General features: G+C 60.2%; 13 protein-coding genes and 2 pseudogenes. 4 read left to right on the plus strand and 11 right to left on the minus strand.

The features are described 5' to 3' along the window. Window positions 1-291 precede the first annotated feature (291 nt). Window positions 292-4080 carry a hypothetical protein gene (locus tag VSR72_RS38195; RefSeq protein WP_342957393.1) on the plus strand — a complete coding sequence of 1263 codons (3789 nt, stop codon included), beginning with the start codon at window positions 292-294 and terminating at the stop codon, window positions 4078-4080. Window positions 4081-4090: 10 nt separating this feature from the next. Here the strand turns inward: VSR72_RS38195 and VSR72_RS38200 are convergent, their stop codons facing one another. Genes VSR72_RS38200 through VSR72_RS38210 form a run of 3 tightly spaced genes read right to left on the minus strand, consistent with a single transcriptional unit; the run spans window position 4091 to window position 7943 of the window. Continuing rightward, window positions 4091-5614, minus strand: a complete 1524-nt coding sequence (locus VSR72_RS38200) for a hypothetical protein (protein ID WP_342957394.1) — start codon at window positions 5612-5614, stop codon at window positions 4091-4093. After that, on the minus strand, window positions 5611-6744 hold the full coding sequence (locus VSR72_RS38205) for a caspase family protein (protein ID WP_342957395.1): 1134 nt from the start codon (window positions 6742-6744) through the stop codon (window positions 5611-5613). Before VSR72_RS38205 ends, VSR72_RS38200 begins: the two co-directional genes overlap by 4 nt. Continuing rightward, window positions 6741-7943, minus strand: a complete 1203-nt coding sequence (locus VSR72_RS38210) for a hypothetical protein (protein ID WP_342957396.1) — start codon at window positions 7941-7943, stop codon at window positions 6741-6743. Before VSR72_RS38210 ends, VSR72_RS38205 begins: the two co-directional genes overlap by 4 nt. A gap of 1305 nt (window positions 7944-9248) precedes the next feature. Between VSR72_RS38210 and VSR72_RS38215 the strand changes: the two genes are divergently transcribed. Both VSR72_RS38215 and VSR72_RS38220 read left to right on the plus strand, forming a co-directional pair. After that, window positions 9249-9791 carry a hypothetical protein gene (locus tag VSR72_RS38215; protein WP_342957397.1) on the plus strand — a complete coding sequence of 181 codons (543 nt, stop codon included), beginning with the start codon at window positions 9249-9251 and terminating at the stop codon, window positions 9789-9791. Window positions 9792-9855: 64 nt separating this feature from the next. Further along, window positions 9856-10377 (plus strand): hypothetical protein, encoded by a 522-nt coding sequence (locus VSR72_RS38220; RefSeq protein ID WP_342957398.1) that lies wholly within the window; start codon window positions 9856-9858, stop codon window positions 10375-10377. A 159-nt stretch (window positions 10378-10536) separates the two neighbouring features. Here the strand turns inward: VSR72_RS38220 and VSR72_RS38225 are convergent, their stop codons facing one another. Both VSR72_RS38225 and VSR72_RS38230 read right to left on the minus strand, forming a co-directional pair. Then, complete coding sequence (locus tag VSR72_RS38225; RefSeq protein WP_342957399.1) at window positions 10537-11802, minus strand: leucine-rich repeat domain-containing protein; 1266 nt, start codon at window positions 11800-11802, stop codon at window positions 10537-10539. 1273 nt (window positions 11803-13075) lie between these two features. Further along, window positions 13076-14520 (minus strand): annotated as a pseudogene (locus VSR72_RS38230) (IS1182 family transposase). A gap of 85 nt (window positions 14521-14605) precedes the next feature. Here VSR72_RS38230 and VSR72_RS38235 point away from each other — a divergent pair. Beyond that, entirely contained in the window at window positions 14606-14857 is a 252-nt protein-coding gene (locus VSR72_RS38235) for a hypothetical protein (RefSeq protein ID WP_342957400.1), read from the plus strand. A 303-nt stretch (window positions 14858-15160) separates the two neighbouring features. Here the strand turns inward: VSR72_RS38235 and VSR72_RS38240 are convergent, their stop codons facing one another. The 6 genes and pseudogenes from VSR72_RS38240 to VSR72_RS38265 all read right to left on the minus strand — a co-directional run bounded on the left by VSR72_RS38240 (window position 15161) and on the right by VSR72_RS38265 (window position 19620). Beyond that, a complete protein-coding gene (locus VSR72_RS38240) occupies window positions 15161-15460 on the minus strand; it encodes a superoxide dismutase (protein WP_342957401.1) in 300 nt (99 codons plus the stop codon). Further along, complete coding sequence (locus tag VSR72_RS38245) at window positions 15457-16017, minus strand: flavodoxin family protein (RefSeq protein WP_342957402.1); 561 nt, start codon at window positions 16015-16017, stop codon at window positions 15457-15459. Before VSR72_RS38245 ends, VSR72_RS38240 begins: the two co-directional genes overlap by 4 nt. A 144-nt stretch (window positions 16018-16161) precedes the next feature. Continuing rightward, window positions 16162-17085 carry a LysR family transcriptional regulator gene (locus tag VSR72_RS38250; protein ID WP_342957403.1) on the minus strand — a complete coding sequence of 308 codons (924 nt, stop codon included), beginning with the start codon at window positions 17083-17085 and terminating at the stop codon, window positions 16162-16164. Window positions 17086-17164: 79 nt separating this feature from the next. Then, a pseudogene (locus tag VSR72_RS38255) lies at window positions 17165-17457 on the minus strand (transporter substrate-binding domain-containing protein); the annotation flags it as partial. Between the two features lie 340 nt (window positions 17458-17797). Beyond that, window positions 17798-18532 carry a hypothetical protein gene (locus VSR72_RS38260; RefSeq protein ID WP_342957404.1) on the minus strand — a complete coding sequence of 245 codons (735 nt, stop codon included), beginning with the start codon at window positions 18530-18532 and terminating at the stop codon, window positions 17798-17800. Window positions 18533-18798: 266 nt separating this feature from the next. Further along, entirely contained in the window at window positions 18799-19620 is an 822-nt protein-coding gene (locus tag VSR72_RS38265) for a hypothetical protein (RefSeq protein ID WP_342957405.1), read from the minus strand. Between the last annotated feature and the right edge of the window lie 284 nt (window positions 19621-19904).

Below are 19904 nucleotides of genomic sequence, written 5' to 3' on the forward strand. Positions count from 1 at the left end.
CGACCCCAAAAAAACCTACCAGGCAAAAAGCTGGTCGCTCACGCGTTGTTCGCCCACACCAGGCGCATTGACGTCGCGCCGCAAGTTTGCGAGGCGGCGTCAATGCCCGCCGCCTAGCCTCCGTAACCGCCGGTTCCCGGCGCCTAGCCTGCTTTCACGGCGTGATCGTTTGTTGACGGTTATTGTCTCAACGTTGGCAGAATAATTGCGGTCTACGCCACAGCGGCAACGCCGCGCATGACCTATGCTGGCAGCACGACACACGTTGCAGCCTGCGCGGAGCGCCTCGTCATGCATCGTCCGCCTCTTGTTCTGGAGGTTAGCGTCTACACCGACGCCGATCACTGGTGTTGGCATCTCAAGGATGCCCAGGGCGCTACGCTAGCTTCGCACGCCGTGATCCTCGTGCACGGCGACTGGCGGCGCGAGGCGCTGTTTAACCTGCCCGCGTGGCTTCACTACTATCGCGCGCCGGACACCGCCGACGAAGACGAGCAGCGTCATCTACATGCATTCGGCGCATGGCTAGGCGAGATCGTTCTCGGGCCGGCAATCGCAGGGCATATCGTTGCGCATGGCGAACCGGACGCGGTGGTCCGGGTCGTCTTGCCGCTCGCGGCCGCGCCATTGCTTGCGTTGCCGCTCGAGTTTGCGCATGCGAACGGGCGACCCCTCGGCCAGCGTGGCGTGAGCTTCGTTTTCGACGTCGCGCGCGAGGGGGGCGTGCACGGGCCGGCGGTTGGCGAGTCGCTGCGCATTCTCGCGCTGTTCAGCGTGCCGCCCGCGGGCAGTCCGCTCAACCTCCGCGGCGAGCGGCAATACCTGCAGTCACTCGTGAGCCGGCTCGCTGCGCAAGGCCGCGCAATCGAACTGCGGGCGCTACAGTACGGTGTCACGCGCAAACGGCTGGAACAACTGCTGGGCGAGGATGGAGGCTGGGATATCGTCCACTTTGCCGGCCACGGAACGAGCGGCGCGCTGCTCCTCGAGCTGCCCGATGGGGCGCCGGACCCCGTGCCGCCCGACGAAATCGTGCGCATGCTGAGCGTGGCCAGCGCGCGTTTGAAGCTGGTCGTGCTCGTTGCATGCCATTCGGCATCGGCGAGCGTGGGGGCGACGCTGAGCTGGCTTGGCGCACCCGACACGCCTGGCGAATCCGACGCCGATGCACAGGCCGCCGGCCGCGTCGATCAGGGTCTCGCGCAAATGCCCGCGTGGGTGCTGGAGCGCGGCCTCAACTGCGCCGTGCTCGCCACGCGTTACGCGGTCGACGATCAATACGCCGCATTGTTGACCAACGCGCTCTATCAGCGCCTCCTCGAACGCGGCGACGCGCTGCCGCGCGCCGCGCGTATCGCTTCGGAACACGCGCTGCGTGCGCTCGGCCGGAGCGGCTCTGCGCCGGACCGTCCGTTATCCATGACCATGCCGATGTTGCTCGGCAGGCACGCTGCCGACTTGAGGTTTGCCATGCACCCGCACGCGAGTCCGGAGGCTCGCGATGCGGTGCCTGCGGTGCCGCCGTTTGCGGCGGAGCCCCGGCACTTCGTTGGCCGCGTGCGGGCGATGACGCAAGCGAGCGAAGCGCTCGCGGAGCATGCCGCCAGCCGGGGCGTGCTGTTTCACGGCATGGCGGGAGCGGGAAAGACCGCCTGCGTGGTGGAGCTGGCCTGGCATCATCTCCGGGCGGCTCGCTTCGAACGGGTCGTCTGGTACAGGGCGCCCGAATTGAACGCCGACGCTTCGATGACCTTGAGCGCGCTCGCGCTCGCGATGGAAACGCAGTTGCCCGGCATCGCCATGCTTCATGCCGTCGCGGGCGAGGCCGCGCTGGCCCAATGGCTGCCGGTGCTTCGGCAAACGCTGGAGACGAGCGCCGTTCTGATCGTGATCGACAACGTGGAAACGCTATTGACGGCCAGTGGTCATTGGTGTGACCAGCGTTGGTCGATGCTGATGCGCGCCTTCCACGATCACGGCGGTACGTCGCGCGTGGCGATGTCGAGCCGCATCGTCCCCGCCGGCATGCCCGCTTCCTTCGTTCTGCTGACCGTGCATGCCTTGCCGCTCGACGAAACCTTGCTGCTGATCCGCGAGCTACCCAATCTGGGGGCGCTGCTCGAAGGCCGTTCGCCCACTGTCCGTGCCGCGCGCGGCCGCGAATTGTTGCGCGATACCTTGCGGGCGGTCCAGGGCCACCCGAAGCTGATCGAGTTCGCGGAGCGGCTCGCCGCCGAGCCGGAACGCCTCGCACGGCGGTTGCGAGACATCGGCGGTCCCGGGCAGGCCGATGCGGACGCAGCCGACGCTTACCTGGTTCGCGGCGAACCCCACCGCGACGTTCAGGCGTTCCTCGATCAGCTCGATAGCTGGACGCGCGCGCTGTCTCGCGCGCTCTCGAAGTCCGTGAGAACGGTGTTCCATCTGCTTTGCGCAATGGAGCCGGACGACCGGCGCAGCGCGGTCGTCGAAGCCAATTGGCCGGCGCTCTGGCGCGAGACATCGCTCGGCGCACAGCATGTGGACATGCGCGCGGCGATCGCACGGCTAGTAAGCTGCGGGCTCGTCGAACTGCGGGCCGCCGCGCGGCAACGCGCCACCGCCGCCTTCGCGATTCACCCGGAGGTGGCGCGCGCCGGGCGGGCCGAGGCGGGCGTGCAATTCCAGACACGCGTTGACGAGGTGATGGTGAATTACTGGTATCACCTCATGCGCGTGACCATGGACAAAGCGGCGCGGGTGGCGAATGCAGGCGCCACGGTCGCGCTTGCAGGCTGGTCCGCGTTTCCCTATCTGCTGCGCAATGGCGAATGGGATCTTGCCTCGCAGATGATCGAGCGGGTGATGCGCGTGGACGACTCGCCGCGCGCGACCGCGATGTTGCTTCCCGTCGTCACGCGCATGGCGGCCGCCACCGCGCAAACACCGAAGGCGTTGATCACCCAGACTCTGCTGGCAAGCGTGCTGGATCGGGCCGGCTTTTGGCGCGAAGCCGTGGAGCGCTGGGAGGCCGTGCTCGATGCGGCCGAGCGCGCGGACAACTTCGCGGTGGCGGCGTCGGTGTGCAAAGATCTTGCGAATGCCTGGCAGTCCGTAGACATGGAGAAAGCGCGGGCTTATGCGAAGCTGCATCACCGCTATGCGAGCCTGGCCGGGGCCGGCACGTGGAGCGAGTTGTCCGCGCTCGGGCAGCAGCTTCAGTTGCTCGCGCAAAAGGCACAGTACGGCGAGGTGTTGACGCACCTGCCCGAATTGCGCCGGCGAATGATCGCGGCGGGCAAGCCGGGGCCGCTGGAAGTCATGCTGGACTGGAACGTGCGCAACGTGATCTTCGATACGGCGAGCGACGCCGCGTCTCAATACGGCAGAGCTTGCCTCGCTGCGGCAATGAGCCACGAGGGCACCGAAGCGCTCGACTGGGAGACCCGCGCGCGCGCCGCGTGGCGCGCTTCCCTGAAGTACAACGGCAAGGCGCGCGCCGCCCATCGCCGGCGTGGCGCCTTGCCGCTCGAATTGGCGCGCAACCGATTCAACGACAATGGCCCGCTGATCGATCTGGGGCGCTACGCCGAGGCGTACGCGATGCTTCTCGAATGCAAGAACGTGTTCGAGTCGGAAAATGCAGTTGCCGAACTCGGTGACCTTTATTCGGCGCTCGGCACCCTCGAACAGAAGCGTAGGCACATGAAGCAGGCGCGCGAATTCGAGGCCAGGGCGCTGCGCTACAAATACCAGGGTGGCGACGCGCGGCATATCGCCATCAGCCATTTCAATCTCGCCAACCGCTATCTCCCCGCGGACGCGGAGTTCGAGATCGGCGTGGCGCATCGCCTGGCCGCGGCGCTCATCCGGGCCGCCAACGATCCCGATCGTGCCGGGTACTACGCGGCGACGCTGAAAGAGCACCTCGCCCAAGGCGGTGGACAGGCGAGCGCCGTACTGGCCAGCGATTTCGACGCGCTGTGCGCGATCGTCGAGTCGATAGACGGCGTGACTTTTCGTGCGTTGATGGCGCGCCTCGCACTGGGGCGCGAGGGCATCCTCATGAAGTCGATCATCGCGGCCGCGCTCGCAGGATGATGGCGTGCGCTTATGCCGTCGTTGCCACCGTGCACCGCAGATCTTTGCCGGTGACGCTGCCATGCGCGATTATGTTGTCGCTCGACGCCAGGAGTTCGAGCGGCGGCGAACCGGCTTCGAGTTCCCAGCCGAAGAAGGCGCCGATGGGCACCGCGCGCCGGCTTCGGGTGGTCCAAAGCCGGCGTTCTTCGCGCCACGCCTTGGCGTCGGCTTCCCGCGTGGCGTTCATCGCCATGGAGGCGAGCATCTGAAGCGCCAGCGTATTGCTGGCCGCGAGGCAGGGTGGTCCGATTCTGCGCGCATGCGCGAGCAGCGAGAGGCAGTGCGCCGCGATGCCGGGGTCGTCGCTCCCTTGATCAGCGTCGCTAGCCGAGTCACCATCCGCGTCGTTATCCGCGGCGGCAGCGAAGGCCCACGCCGCGGCAATAAAGGCGTCGGCGATCCAGTCGTACTCGGAACCCAGCGCTTGCGCGATCGGCGCCGCGTCGGCGATCTGACCGGTGCGCACCATGAGCAACGCCGCCGCGACACTTGCCCACGGCGCGGCGCCGTGCGTCATCAACGCCTCGAGTGCGGCCGCCGTGTCCGCGCTGCCGCTGTGCCAATCGTTGCCGGCGATTGCCCTCGCGGACGCAACGAGCAGCGAATCGACCTCGCTCGGTAACGCGCGCTGCACGGCGCCGATCAGCGTGGCCGTGAGTTCGTTCACGGGGCGCATCGTTACGACGAGATCGGGGCGCGCCGCAGCAATGGCGGGTCGCAGCGTCAGCCAGACGCCTTCGTCCACCACGGGCACGCCGACACGCCAGGGCGTACGGCCTTCCACGGCGATCGTCAGACGCAGCGCCGCGCGGCTCGGCCAGTGGCCGTCCACGAGCTTCAACATGAATTCGCTGTCGCAGGACTGCACGACTTCGATCTGCGCTTGCGCCGCACGCCATTCGGCCATGTCGGGCTGCGCCATGTCCGCGAGATCTGCGCTTGACAGGCTGACCGTGAAGGCGCGCTGTTCCAGATCCGCTTGCGGCAGGAACGCGAAGTCGGCCGGCGACGGCGCGGGCGTCTGAAAAAATCGCGTTGGGCGATCCGGCGAGGAGAGCGGCAAGTCGCCTTCCGGCAAGCCGCGGCTGGGCGCACTCTCCGGCGAGGCGCCCGGGAGCCCGGCCCAATTCTGTTCCGCTGTCAAATCGCCCAGCGCGCCCAGTACGCTCGGTAGCCCGCTCCGGTGCGGTCTTGGCAGCGAGGCCAGCGCGCTGCTCGGCGCAAAGTCCGGGTCGGCGCCAAGCTGGACCGAGGCGGACGCGCCGTCGTCGTCCGCCGGCTCCACCGTAAACGCTTGGGAGGTGGTTCCGCCGCTGCTGGCGCTTTCGATGGTGGCGTTGTAACTGTCCGGCCCGAGCGCGATCTCGACGGGCTCGCCCGCCGCGGAAAAAACGCGGTTCACCGTTTGCGACTGCGCGCCGACGACGGTGATGCGGTAAGCGCCCTGGCCCGGCGGCTGGATCACGACGGTGCGCGCCGATTCATCGTTCATGGCAGTAACCTGACTATCTGGGCACAGGGATTGGCGTGAAACTTCGCCGGGCGATAGGCCTGTGCACCACTGAAGGTGGGCGTTGCCTCGAACTCGGCGCCGGTTGGCGCGACTTCGAGAAAGCAGTTCGTTTGCAGTGGCGTGGACTTTATGGACGTGAAGCCATCCGACGCCTCGATCAGCGTGAGATACGCCATGTCGGCGAGATTGTCGGTGCGCACGACTACGGGAATGCGGGCGTTCGGCACGGTGACGAGCGTTGCCTGGTTCGCAAATTTCGCGAGCGCCTCCACGGCCAGCGTCGAATAGCCGAAGGCCGCGTCCGCGACGATTGGCACGTTGCTGAGCAACCGTTCGCCGGTAACGACCCATGCGCCGGTACTGTCACGGTCGACGCACGCTTCGAAGCTGCGCAGCAAGGCCTGCGTGAAGTAGGGCGGGTCGCGGCTGTCCGGGCCCCAGGCGAGCTGGCCGAAACGCGAACCCGCAAGCGCGAGCGACCTCACACGCGTTGCCATGATCTTCTTGATGCTCGCCTTGATCAGTACGACGCCGTCGAGACCGTCGTACTCGTCCATCACGCTATCGACCAGTTCCTGGCACGCGTCGAGAAAGATCCAGCACGCGCCCGCGCCGATCACCGGCAGATTGGTCGCGAGGCCGGCAACGTTCAGCGAGGCGTCCCACTGGTTGAACGGATTGGTGAGCACGTCTTCGAGCAGTGCGGACGCGGTGAGATCGCGCTCGGCGACGCCGTGCGACGACATGTAAAAGAACATGGTGTCGCCGGGGTGGCAACGGGCAAGCCACGCCTTGCCGGCGGCTTCGACGTTGGTGCGCGTGGCGGCGCCCACGCCGTCATCGGCGCGTGGATCGTTGGCGAACTTGCCGATGTCCAGTTGATCGGCGCCGGCGTCGGCATCCGGATCGGACAGCAAGCATTCGATCGAGCCGAGCGGCGCGGTCAACTCGTCCTGATGATCGAGCAGATAGCGGACCACCGCGCGCGCGCCGGCCACGGTCGATTGCCGTGTTGCGGCATCGCCGAGCTTGGGGAATCGGCCGCAGCCGATCACGAAAGCGTGCGTCGCGACCGGCGTCGTGGGCACGCGCTGGAAGATCTGGGTCATGGCAGCAGCCCCGCTGCTTTCATGCGCGCGTTGAGCCGCTTGTAGAAAACGAGGTTCGTGAAGTAGGCGCTGTGGGCGTCAGCTATGCCGGCCGTGGTGTTCGCTTCGAGATCGTCGACGTCTTCGAAGACCGGCTTTGCCAGGAACGACAGCACGTCGAGTCGGTTATAGACGTTCCACCAACGTTCCGCGCAGCCGGGCTTCGGCACCTTGTTGCCCTGACTGGCGCTATAGCCGGCGCTCGACGCCGTGAAGACCTTCAGTTCTTCGAACAATGCCACCTGGGAACCGACGGTGACAAAGAGATCGATCTTGAAGGGTGCGCCCAGCTCGTCGGTGAGCCCCTGCACGAAGGGCACGTCCGTCAAAAGATCGTACAAAATGACCCCGCCCATGCTGTGCCCGCACACGACGAGCCGGCTGTGCACGGCGTTCGCGGCGCTCGCCGCCGCGATCAGATACCCGCGGATTTCCGCACGGATAGCGTCGCGCGCCATGCCCGCCTTGAGATACGTAAACACGTCGCCAATGAAGATGGCCAGTTCCGGGGTGAGCTTGCCGCGTACCGCGAGTACGGCCGGACTGTTCACGAGGTCCGTGGTCGCGCCCTTGATCTGCGTGGCCGCGCTGCGCAGGCTGTCGAAGAACGAGAGCGACTGGTTCTGCAGGTAGGGATGCGCGGCAACCTGCAAGCGGTCGAGAAATTCCTTGTCGTCGGCCGCGGTGGTCAGGCTTCTGCGCGCGTCGGGATTATCGAGCGCCGTTGCCGCCGCGCTCCAGAAACGCACGGCGTTTTCCACGGCGGCGGGGTCGACGCCTTGAGCTTGCTCGATGGCGATGGATGAGAGCGAGCCCACGACGGCGTCCAGATCGCTCCTGGCGGCCTGGGCGAGCGCATCGCCGGGGGGCTCGAGCGGGGACGCCGCGGCCGTACCGCCCAGGATGCCGCCGATGGAGAGCGGCGCGCTGCCCGCTTCGGCCTTCAGCACATGTCCCGGAACGCAGGCGAGATTCCACGCGGGATGGGCGGCATGGACACTCCAGAGCGGATTGCTGATCGTCACCGCTTTTTCGAACGCCTCGTTCTGGAACAATCGGTTGCGGGCCAGGCGCGCCATTTCATACTGGATGAATTGCGCGTCGTCCGCGGCGGCGGAACGCGGACCATCGACGCCATGCACATAGACCAGTTGGTTCATCTTCGCTATTCCCCTGCAGATCGGTTGAACAGTGGAAACGGTGCACGATTTGGGCGCAATGGGGCTGAACGCTTGAGCCCAGTCTAGGCAATCGCGGCTCGAAATATAAGGGCTCACATGTGCTGTGATAACGGGTGGCGACGCTACGAACAGCGATGACAGTCTTCATCGATACGATGCGCGACTGTGGCCTTGAGTTCGTGGCGGCATGTGAGATGCCGGGGCGTGGTGAGCGGATTCTTGTGATCTTTGCGAGTGATTTAATCTATGAGCACTGCGCTCGTCTGTGGTCTTCCGCACGTACCGGTTCATGTTCCGCCGCCATCACGCTTGTCCGTTGCCATGTGACAGGGGCATCGCGTCCTATGCGGTGCCGCGCGGATGCATCAGGGCAGATAACAGGCGCGAGAACGTAGACAGGAGCAGACATCATTTATTATCAAAACGTCGGAATATCAAAACGCGCCCAGACCCCTCTGCTCTGAACTCCGCTCATTTTTCACGCGTTCTTTCGCAAACGTTGCGATTGCAAAGTGAAAGCACGTTGTCAGCGGGATGACGGACGTCGACGCTTGTGCGTTCGACGGCGCGGTCAACCTCATCTCATTCTCGCGGACCACACAACACGCCGGGAATATTCGAAGCCCTATTTCGTTTTATCACGACGCGAGTCGTACGAAGCAAGGCTACGCTGTGGCTGCGTGACCTCGTCATTGAGGATCTGGTTGATTGTTCTCGCATGAGGTGTCGACTGGATATGCCAGGCAATGTGCACGATTCATCACAAACCTCCACGCCGGCGAACGAATTAATAAGGACTTCACGCAGTTCGATAAGCCAGCGGAACAGGGCGCCGGGAATGCGTAGGGCATCTACGGACGAACGAGCGTGCAAGCAGACTGCCATTGAACGGTCACATTGCGTCGTCCTGAAGAAATCATGCCGCTCGATGTTACGTACAAGCGACGAACAGTCATTCCGCTGCACCGCGACACCTGGCGAGGCACCTACCTCAAATAGAGGAGGTTGACCCATCGTGATTCTGATTGCGCGTTTGCACAATGAAGAGGACAGCCGTACCGACGAGACACGGTGAATCAACCGCTTTTGCGCGCGCGAGCGGCAATTTGCGCCACAGCCGCAAGGAGTAGTGGTACATAGCGGACTGTTCAGAGTGGACGGTATGGAACCCGATCTCGGCAACTCGGCATAGTCCCGGCGCGTGCCATCGCATGCATATATGTCGGCGCGGGTGAGGTGGGGTGGTACGCCTGCAACCACCACTCAACGATGGAAGGAGGCCACATGTCACTCATCGTCGCAGCACGCTTTACGACATTCCCCGCCGCTGAAGATGCGGCACAACGGCTCATCACTGCCGGTTTCGTCGAGGAGGACGTCACACTGTTCTTCGTCAATCCGTCCGGCCAGCATGGATTCGAAACCATTACCGATGCAAACGCGAGGGAGGCGCCGGCGGGTGCCGAGATAGGCGTCACGATTGGCGCAGTGGTTGGCGCCCTGGTCGGCGTCGGGGTCTTCGCAGTGTTTTCGCCGCCACTTATCGTGTCGCTGATCGCGATTGGGGTGAGTGCGTATGTCGGCTCATTGGTCGGCGCGATGGTGCGCACGCGCGAAGCCAGCAACGAAGAAACCCGTGAATCCGGCGTGCTGGTGGCCGTACACGTGTCGCCGGACAGCCTGTTGAGCGCCGCACGGGTGCTGCGCGATGCGGGAGGCGCAGCGATCGAACGCGCGACCGGCAACTGGCAACAAGGGCGGTGGGCCGACTTCGATCCGCTCAAGCAGCCTGTGCCGCTCAACGAATTCAGTGAGAAGCACGCCTGATTTGAGGGTGTTTTTCGCTGAAATTTTCTCCGAATCAATCGGGAGACAAATTGTGCAACTTCACATGGATTTCCATCATTTCACACACGGCCAACTCGACTGTCGGGCCGCCGTGCTGGCAGGCGTCATTGCCGGCACCGTGTTCCTGGTGTTAGGGGTCGTCCTGATGGCACTGACGACTGGCGGCAGTCTGCTGGAGCCCCCACGCATGGTCGCCGCGATCATTCTGGGACGAGGCGCATTGCAATCGGCGCAAGCATTCTCGCCTGGCATCGTGCTCGCGGCCTTTGTGGTGCATTTTGGCCTTGCCATCGTATTCGCGCTTGCCCTCGGTCTGGTCATGGCGTCGTTCGACCTGGACTGGAGCATGGGGATGGCTTCACTGGCGGGTGGCGCATTCGCTGTAGCCGTTTACCTTATTAATTTCTACGGCATGACACGGCTTTTTCCGTGGTTCGCAGAAGCGCGCAATTTGGCGAGCGTGTTCGTTCACATCGTCTTCGGTATCGTGGCAGCGAACCTGTACATGAGACTGGAGCGCACCACATCACGCAGGGCCAAAGCGGTCGCGGGCGGCCCGTCGTAGTCCAGTGCCGTACTGATCGACCGGTCTCCAGGGCAAAAGGCTCGCCGCGCAACTGGCAAGGTGACGGCGACCGAAGTCGTCGTCTTTTCCGAAGCCGCACGCGGCACGGGGGAGGGAGGGCCAGTGGCAGTTAGTCGTGCGAGCGGGCCAGACCCGGAGTCACCATACAACTCGAGTATTTGGTAACGCCGCTTTGAGATCATCGACGTTCCGGGCCTTGGTGCCATAGAGAACGAGCTCCCGCAGCCCGGTCAGGCCTTTCAGTACGTCGACGTCTCTGACTGGTGTGTTCGCGAGATAGAGCTCTTGCAGCCCCTTCAGTTTCTTCAGCGCGTCGATGTCTTGAACGTCGGTGCGAAAGAGATTGAGTGTTCGAAGGGCAGTAAGATCGCTCAGCGCATCAATGTTCTCGACGCGGGTGTCGGAGAGATTGAGCCTTTGCAGGCCAGTCAGGCCTTTCAGTGCGTCGATGTTCGTGACTTGCGTGCGGGCAAGAACGAGTGTTTCCAACTCGCGCAATCCCCGTATCGCCTCGATATTCTCGACTTTGGAACCGTCGAGCACGAGCGTCTTCAGGTGTGGCATGCCCATCAGCACATCGATGTCCCGAACAGACGTGTTCGCGAGATAGAGCGCCTGAAGATCGTGAAGATTCTTCAAAGGATCGAGGCGCTCGACTTGCGTCTCGTTGAGATCGAGTGTTGTCAACGTGGTCAATTGACCGAGTGGCTCAATGTCCCTGACATTTCTCGCGCCACCCAGTTTGAGTGCTTCCAGACGAGGTAGCTTCGCCAGCGCTTCGAGGTCCCGAACCTGCGTATCCCGAAGATCGAGTTGGCGCAACTCAGTCAAGTCCCTCAGCGCTTCGAGATTCGAAACGCGGGTGTCCCAGAGATTGAGCAATTGGAGACCGGTCGATTCTTGAAGCGCATCGATGTTCTGGACCTGGGTGCGGTGTATCACGAGTCTTTTCAGGGAACGTTTTCCCTTCAGCACGTCGATGTTCCAGACCGGAGTGCCCGTGAGGTCGAGTGATTGCACATCATCCAGCTCTTTCAGCGAGTCGATGTTATCAACAGAACTGCCCGCCAGACTCAATTCGAGTTTCAGATGAAGTTTGGCTAGGTGGGTGACCGCGGCGGCGAGCTGAGACGTTGTCACTGTCGGTTTTGCCCGCAATGCCAGGCATCCCGACGCGGGTGTGGCAGTTGAATCGCCACCGTCATCGCACGCGGCCGTGAAAAATCCCAGACCGCTCAGCGCCCGTTCATCCAGTTTTTCCCGATCAGGGGCGAAGACCACCAACAGGCTCACGAGCAAAAGGCCGATGCCGCCGCAGAGGGCCCAAAGCCTGACGGGACGCGAGACCGAAGTGCGCGCGCCTTCGGTAACCGGCTTTGAGTTGGACGGTGGGGTTTCGGCCACGGTGGCCTCCGTTTGTCTTGAGTAGCCTCATTTATACACGAAGACCGAGGGCGCGATTCCCCGTCAATTGCGACCCCACGCCATGGCACAAGATCGCAACGAAGGCTGGCGAGCGCCAAACGCGCATCCATCCGTAAGCGATGTCCATCGCTGCAGCTTTATCACTCAATTGAGTGACTGCTTACGCGCTACCGCGATGTTGCGAACTGCGATCATCAGGGGGACTCCCAGGCTGCATCCATGACGTCGAGTGATCTTCAGTGAGCAGCAAGAGGCACCCATGCCTTCCATCTCCAGCGACGAGTGAGAGACCTATGAGTATCGACGCGGCCTGGAGGTATCCAGTGTACCCAGGGTCTAGAAAGAGCAGCATGGTTGACTTTCGCGCTCATGTTCCGGCGACGTAGAACTCAATAATATTGGCACAGGCCCAGCCCCGTGGTGATGCGATCAGAGCCCGTACGTGTTGACAAATTTATTGCCACTGAAAACGGGACGCAAAGCACCCTTGATAGGGCAAAAGGCTATCTATCGCCAGGCGATTGATCCGCGCGCAAGCGACGGAGACGGGGCGCCGTGGTGGAATCAGGTTGCAGACGACGTTCGCAATGTGGTCGCCAGCTCGCTCGGAGAGCGAGGCAGCTATAGCGATCGAATGGTGGCATCACGACGGGACTGTCGTATCCGACACGCCCCGCGAAGCGGCTAAGCGATGGTGTCGCTGAGTATTCAGTTCCGGGCCGAAACTGTCACTGATTGACCAGGGCAAATTGTCCGGTTGGGAGCACCAACAGAAACCCGCCGGTCCTCGCGGGAGGGCGTGGCGGGCGGGTGTTGCAGGTGGATATTACAGGCCCACGCCAAGCGACGGAGCCTCGCGCCAACGCTCCCACATCAACGCTTTCTGGTTCTCGCTGTAGTAGAACCGGCGCCTCTGTTTCATTTGCAACACTCCCGCTGCTCATGCAGCGCTCATTGTGTTGCATCGACCGGTTGAATCCGCCGGCCAGTGCAGACGTTCAGATGTCGCCGTTCGTCAGGCAGCTTCAGGGCACTCTTCAGCCATCCACACTCGCTCGACCACGAATGGCAGCTGTCGCCGCGGTCGTATGAGTGCTCTCGACCGAGCCTGTGTGGAAACACGAAACGCGGAGTCGGCGGACGCAGATTCCGTGCTGCATTGTCGCAGCCCGTCAGCAGGCCAGGAGCAGTGGCGTAATTTCGATGCCCCGTTGCGGACCGAGTCTAGCTTTTACAGGGAACCTTGGGTGCTTCACGCACCCACCAGCCTCATGGCCCTCATCATTTTCGAGAACCCCAGTATCGCTATTACGCGCTTGAGGTTGTATGCCAGCACATGCAAGCTCATTTCGGTACTCACATTGGCGAACCGGCGAGTCAGGAAGTGCGTGTAGCCCATCCAGTGTTTGAACGTTCCAAACACGTGCTCAACAGTCCGCCTTCGCGTCGTCATCGCATCCGGCATTCTGTCCAGCCTTCGCTGCGCGGCTTCCAATACTGATTCGTGTTCCCAGCGCGTATCCGCCGGTAATCGCTTGGCGTACATTGCGGTTTCATTGCGCAACCAATGCAGGCACTGCTCCAATAGCGGCGCAGATACATGCCATGTTCCAGACCGGTAAAGCGGTAAATAGCGCGTTGTCCGGCAGGGCACAGGTATTCGTCATCCCGGGCAATGTAGATGAAGTCCGCCCTGTCAAAGCGACCATGAGCCTTTGCATTTGACGTCGTGGTCCTGGGCAGGATGGCTGCAATGCCTGCATCCTCGCACGCCTTGATCTGCGGACCGCTGTAATACCCTCGATCAGCGATAGCCTTCAATCTGGTTCTGCCCATGGCATCACGAGCAGCTTGTGCCATCGGGCTGAGCTGTGCACGATCACTACCTGCATTTGTGACCTCATGGGCAACGATGAGGTGGTGTTTGGCATCTACGGCTACCTGCACGTTGTAGCCCACCATCCCCGAGCCACGGCCGCTCGTCGCCATGGAGCGAGCATCGGGATCAGTCAATGAGATCTGTCCATCAGGTAGTGTCTTCAACTCTTCCTTGACCTGCTCGAGGTGGCGCATTTGCCCTTGCAATTGAGCAATCTTCTCTCGCAGTCGAGTGGTCTTTGCTTCCACCTCGGGCGGTTGGGTCCGGTCCGCCGTTTCCAGCGCGCTCAAATAGCGTTGGATACTTTCCTCAATTTGCTGCTGACGCTTATCGATCTTGCCAGTCGTAAAGTTGCGGTCACGCGTATTGGATGCCTTGAACTTGCTTCCGTCGATGGCGACTAGCGCTTGAGAGAACAGCTTGAGATCCCGGCATAAGACGACAAACCTGCTACAGACGTTGCGAATGCCCGCGCCGTTGTTCCGTCGAAAGTCGGCTATCGTCTTGAAGTCCGGTGCCAGACGGCCAGTCAGCCACATCAACTCGATATTGCGTTGGCATTCGCGTTCCAGGCGCCGGCTCGATTAAATCCGGTTCAAGTAGCCGTAGATGTATATCTTCAGCAGCACTGCCGGATGGTAAGAGGGGCGGCCCGTTGACGATGGCGTAACGCCAACGAATCCAAGCGCTTCTAGCGCCAGTTCTTCGACAAAGGCCTCGACGATTCTGACCGGGTTGTCCTCGGCAACGAAATCGTCCAGGCATTCGGGCAACAACGTCACCTGCTTCCGGTCGTCACCTTCAACGAATCGCTTCAATTGTTCCTCCGCCCTTGAAGTGCTGACCGAAGTTTAGGAGATCACGTGAGAGAATGAAGGCTCATTTTCATCGACGAGAACGCACGTGGATGTCCATGTGATCTATACACGAGGTGATCGAATTCTTCTCTCGCGCCGCCGATATGAATCGTGGCGACAGATCCAAGACGAGATCGCTGATTACGTGACCTCGCTGGGCCCTTGGTCGCCCGAGGATACGGTTGCATACCTCGGCTGCGAGCATCTTGGGCTCGACCCGAGTGCGGCCGAACAGGTCGCCACACTATTGGCCTCTGCCGATCCCATCATCGAACTCAAATTCGGGCCGAGCGCCTAGCTCGTGTTTTCACACAGCCTCGACCCTGAGCGGTCGTTACCGCTTCTCGACACCGGACATTCAACCACATGGATCGCTCGCCTTGAATGCTGGACTGTGCCTCCGGCAACTTCTTTTCGCTGGCCGCTATGGCCGGATCAGGCCATAGCCGTTTCGATTGTTCACTAAATTTCCGCCGCCACATCTAACCAAATCGAAGTGAGACGGCTGCAAGTGCCGGCTGAATAAAGCACCCGTCTCATCCAGACGAGACCGACTCGCCAAGCTGACGAGTCGACGTCGCTTCGGACGATGCGCTGCCGCTCAAGCGTCTCCAGACGCGAAAAGCGATTCCCAGCCAGCGAACGCGCCGAGCGGAATAACCTGCCAGTCAATCAGGCCAACCTTGGAGAATGGAAGCTCGGCTAGGATCCGCCTGGCGGTATCGACCGAATCACTCTCTGCCATGATGGCGACACCGGGACGATCGTGGCGGAAGTAAATGTCGCGCACAAAGCCAGATTTGTAGAGTTCCCAGGCATGACGCGTCTCTTCCTGAAGATGCGGTTGGTACGTTTCCAGAGTGGTACCCGGCAACGGAATGTCGAGGCAAAGCAATCTCATCGCCCGGCTCCGGCCTTGAACTGGCTTGCCACTTCGGCCACACGCTGGCCAAGGTGGGCGGCAGTCAGCAAATCGCTTTCGATGGGGGTCACGTCAGGCGACTCGTTATCCGATTGGGCCATGGCACCGAGCCAGCCTCCAATCCGGTTCATGTCGTTCTTGTTGTTGCTGGCGAAGAGATCCAGGCCAACCCAGATCATGCCGTGCTGGGCGGCAAACAAGGCCATGGAGATGAGCGAGCCGAGCTTGTCGCCGTGCATTGCGCCGGAATTCGTGAAACCGGCTGCGATCTTGTTGCGCCAGGTTTGCGGAAGCCATGCGGGGCGCGTGGAGTCTTCCATAAACTTCTTAAGTCTGGACGAGAGCGAGCCATTGTAGGTCGGCGAGCCGAAGATGATGGCATCACTCGCCGCCAGTGTTTCCCAAGGGGTGTCGCCGTCGGCAACCGCGATCAACGTTGCTTCGACTCCGGGCACGCGCCGAACGCCGTCAGCGACCGCCTGAGCCTGTTTTGCTGTGTGGCCGTAGCCACTGTCGTAAATGATGGTGATGAGCATCTGGATTCTCCTGGCAGGTTGAATAATCGACGACCCAACTCTAGGAGGACCGCGACAATCGATCCAATGGCATCTACACATCATGTCGATGCACGAGATTCATGATCCCGCGCCGCTCTGGCCGAGGCAGGCCGCAGTCGATGCTTAGCCGGAGATCATCATGTTTGTGATCCACTCGACGGCCGGCTCGTTCGCGCGCCCTCTGGCCCGGATAACTAGTACCTCCCAGGTCGGTAGCGCCAGGGGCAATTCAAACAGGCTCAACTGCGCGGTCTCCTGCATCCGCAATGCGATTCGCTCGGCAACCACGGCAATCGAGTGTGAAGCACCGACCATGAACGGAACAGCCAGAAAGTTAGCGCAGGTGACGCTTACGCTGCGGGTACGTCCGAGGCTCTCCAGCGCATCGTCGACAGCACCCCGTGTGTCGCCGCGCGGCGAAACCAGAATGTGGGGCAGTCGAGCGAAGTCATCCAGATTCATGTGCAGTTTCTTGCCCCGCTTGATCAGGGCCGGGTGACCCTTGCGCGCGATGCCGACGAAACGCTCCTTGTGGACAAGCTGGCAATCGAAGCGCTGCGGGATCTGGGCGAACGAGCCGGACCCCAGCACGATGTCGAGTTCGCCAGCGTCCAGCATGCGCAAAGAGGATTCGATATCGGCCGGCCTGAGCTTCAGCACGACGTCCGGTGCAGCGGCCTGGATCCTCGCTAGAACTGGGGCGATGACGGTCAATATGGCGTGATCGGTGGCCGCCACCGAGAGTGTCGCCTGCAAACGGCCTGGATCGAACGGGCCACGTGGGCTGGCAACGAGCCTCACCGACTCGAGCACCGCAGCCACTCTCGGCATTAACTCCGCGGTCAGCGGCGTCGGCACGATCCCGCGGGGGTTACGAATGAAAAGCTGATCATCAAAGGCTGTACGCAGCCTCGACAAGGCGTGGCTGGTTGCGGACTGGGACAAATGCAATCTTTCGGCCGCGCGGCCGACGTGCCTTTCGGCCCAAAGCGCCTCAAGGACAACCAGAAGGTTGAGATCGAAGCGCGTCAGATCCAGTGGCTTCATTTTGTATTGGACTCTTCATTCATGGCTCGACGCGGGGAACTTTCGCACCGTCCTTTTCGGGCGGCTAGCTGTTGGGCACTTTCGGATTTCCAGCCCTGATCAAAAACCCGTCCCCCATCGCCCATACTGGCACGCTGAACGCGACCAGATTGGGACGTACAGGCGTAACGAACAACGGAACATTCATATCCTAGCGGCCTGCTTCAACGCCGCGCAAAAGTTCACTGAACGTCGTCAGGCGATGCTCGATCCGGGTGACTCCGATTGCCCGCAGAACCACTTCCGCGAGGTCAATGTCCACGCTAGTTGCGCCACGGTTGCTTTCGTCCATCCGAACGGAAGTTCCTTGATGTACGCAATCGTTGCCTTCATCACTGCTTCTTGCGAAATGGGAACGGCCATTAAGGCAGGAGCCGATTGTTGACGATTCTACTTGCAGGCGCGAGCGTCCCTTCATGGCCGAGGCTGTGTCAAAACGTGCGACTTCGACATCGAGCGCGAAAGTCGGCCTGCCAGAACGCTCTGCATCGGCTCCGCGGCACTTCGGGAAGGGTAAAGCGACACCCGAAAACCGGGCAGTTTTGAGTTTTGACACGGCCTCGGCCGCACAGAGTCCTAAAGCCTAGTCGCTGCGGAGGCTTGGAGCGCGCACGTTATGCGAGAGGCATAAGTCGACCCAAAGCGGCCGCTGAATTATTCCGGTAACGCCCATTCAAGATGTCGAGGGATACGCATCAAAATAGGCGCTAGCATGAGTCATATTCATGTCGGTGTAGAGATTGTAAATCTCCCACCAATCTAAACCACGCATGGCGCCTTGGTCACGCGTGGTCCTAATGAAAAAATTTATCGCTTGTGGATGCGATGGAACATTTAGAAACGACCATATCAAGGTAAGATTAAAGTTGCTCAGATTAATGGTTTTTAAGTTGCTTGGATGTTCCTCGTGGAATGTGAACTCTTTACCCTTCTGACTCACAACCACCATCAATCGCAGTTGATCACGACTAGGCCGAAGTTCGCCGATATCAATAATTTCATCCTCACAGTCAACTGGAAGTGTATATCTATCGCGAGAAAGATCGCCGCAAACCATAAAGAACGCGGGTACGAACAAATTATCTTTTTTTATTCCAGTCGTAATTTGCACGTGTGAATCGGTGCTCTTGTCGCCGAAAATAAGCGATTTCTTTATCGTATTGGTCGAGTCACTTTTTGTGTTGCAATGAACACTTATATGTTGATCGCACTCTCGAAAGTTTTCTTCATCTACGGTCGCAACCAACTCGCCGACAGTGCTCGCTTTATACGACCGACCTCCAGATGTGGTGTGGATGTTTAAATCGAATAATTCTTTACTACCCGAATTTTTGACTTGACGAACGGCAATCACGGTTTTTTGGACGCCATCGACTTTGATAACAAATCTTATTTTTTTATTGCTCATGCACTAAGTTCCAAATCCAAAAGATTGATGCTTGCCCGCTGTTTGGCGAGCTAGCACATCGCCGGTAGCAACATTCGATGATCCAGTCTGGATGTCAACGATTTACACGTGCTTGTCGAAGGTCCACCACTGGCCAGGCTGAGTCGGATGACGATCGCCTCCGTTTGACCCAGAGCGGCCTATCAGATTTCGTAAAAGCGGTCGTTCTCCGTGCGAAATTAGATGTCGTAGATGCAGGCCTAATAGGAGACGATAGACTATAGACATCAAGTATCTAACCCTATCGCCAAGCTCCCTTTTTTTTGCGCCGATTTGGCTCTGACTAAATTAATGATATAGCCAATCGGTATAGTAAGTACGGCAATGGCAAAGAATGACAAAGGATGGTCTTTGAGGTAGGAAAATTGGCCGCACCTCATGGTACATGCTGATTCGACGTACTCGCACCAGAATCCAAAACTTGTAACCAATACCGCCAAAATATAGATCAGACTAAAAATTATTAGCCCCGCAGTATTGTTCGTATAATCGGAGTATGGAACGCGATAGCATATGTATGCAATCGTCGACAACACCATCGCGTAGATAACCGCGGCTTCTGCAATTGTGATAAGCAGTGTCGTTATGTCGCGACCGGTCAAGTCGCCGCTTCCTACAGCGAAGAAAAAGGCGCAAACCAGAGTTGTCGACAAGAGAGCTATTGATGTCGCAATCGGTCGGACAAGCATTAAATCAAGTAATGTCTTGACTACCTCTGTCGCGACGGGGCGTTTCCGCATTAGCAGCGCTGCCCAACCAAGAATCAGTACGATGAAAAGGCAATAAAGCAAGATAAGGGACGATGTGTTCTGGAGAAATCGCTCGCCAACGGATTTTTCAACAAGGTCATGCCAAGAAGAGTTGCCGAATCTGGACAAAATCCCAAGCAGCATAGAAGGGAGGATTCCTTGCCATGCAGGGCTCAAAAGGTGGTTAATTGCAGCGCAAAAACTGAATTTCCCATTCCGATCGAGTATTCGGGTTTTATGTTTGTATCTCCAGCTAATTGATGTTTCTTGGTCCGTAATCGATATTTTCATCTTTTTCACTTTTTGGCTCTTTTTACGCCGTCTGTCCACCCATGCCTGCCCGTAGCGTCATTCATCCCCGGTTCTTCAGACAAATTGTCGACGATTTGGAGCACAAAGTCGAATGACTGAAAGTGGCCGAACGCGGAAGCATCCCGTCTGTGGTCGCGGTTCAAAATACTTCGAACGAACACCAGTCGGGCACAAACCCCTCGAAGATAAAAAAATCGTCGACGTGCGCAAGACCGAGCCGTTCCAAAGATCTCATACATTCGTCGGCTGCATCGCCCCCAAAAAACGGACCA

The organism is Paraburkholderia sp. JHI869 (assembly GCF_038900775.1).
Classification (GTDB): Bacteria; Pseudomonadota; Gammaproteobacteria; order Burkholderiales; family Burkholderiaceae; genus Paraburkholderia.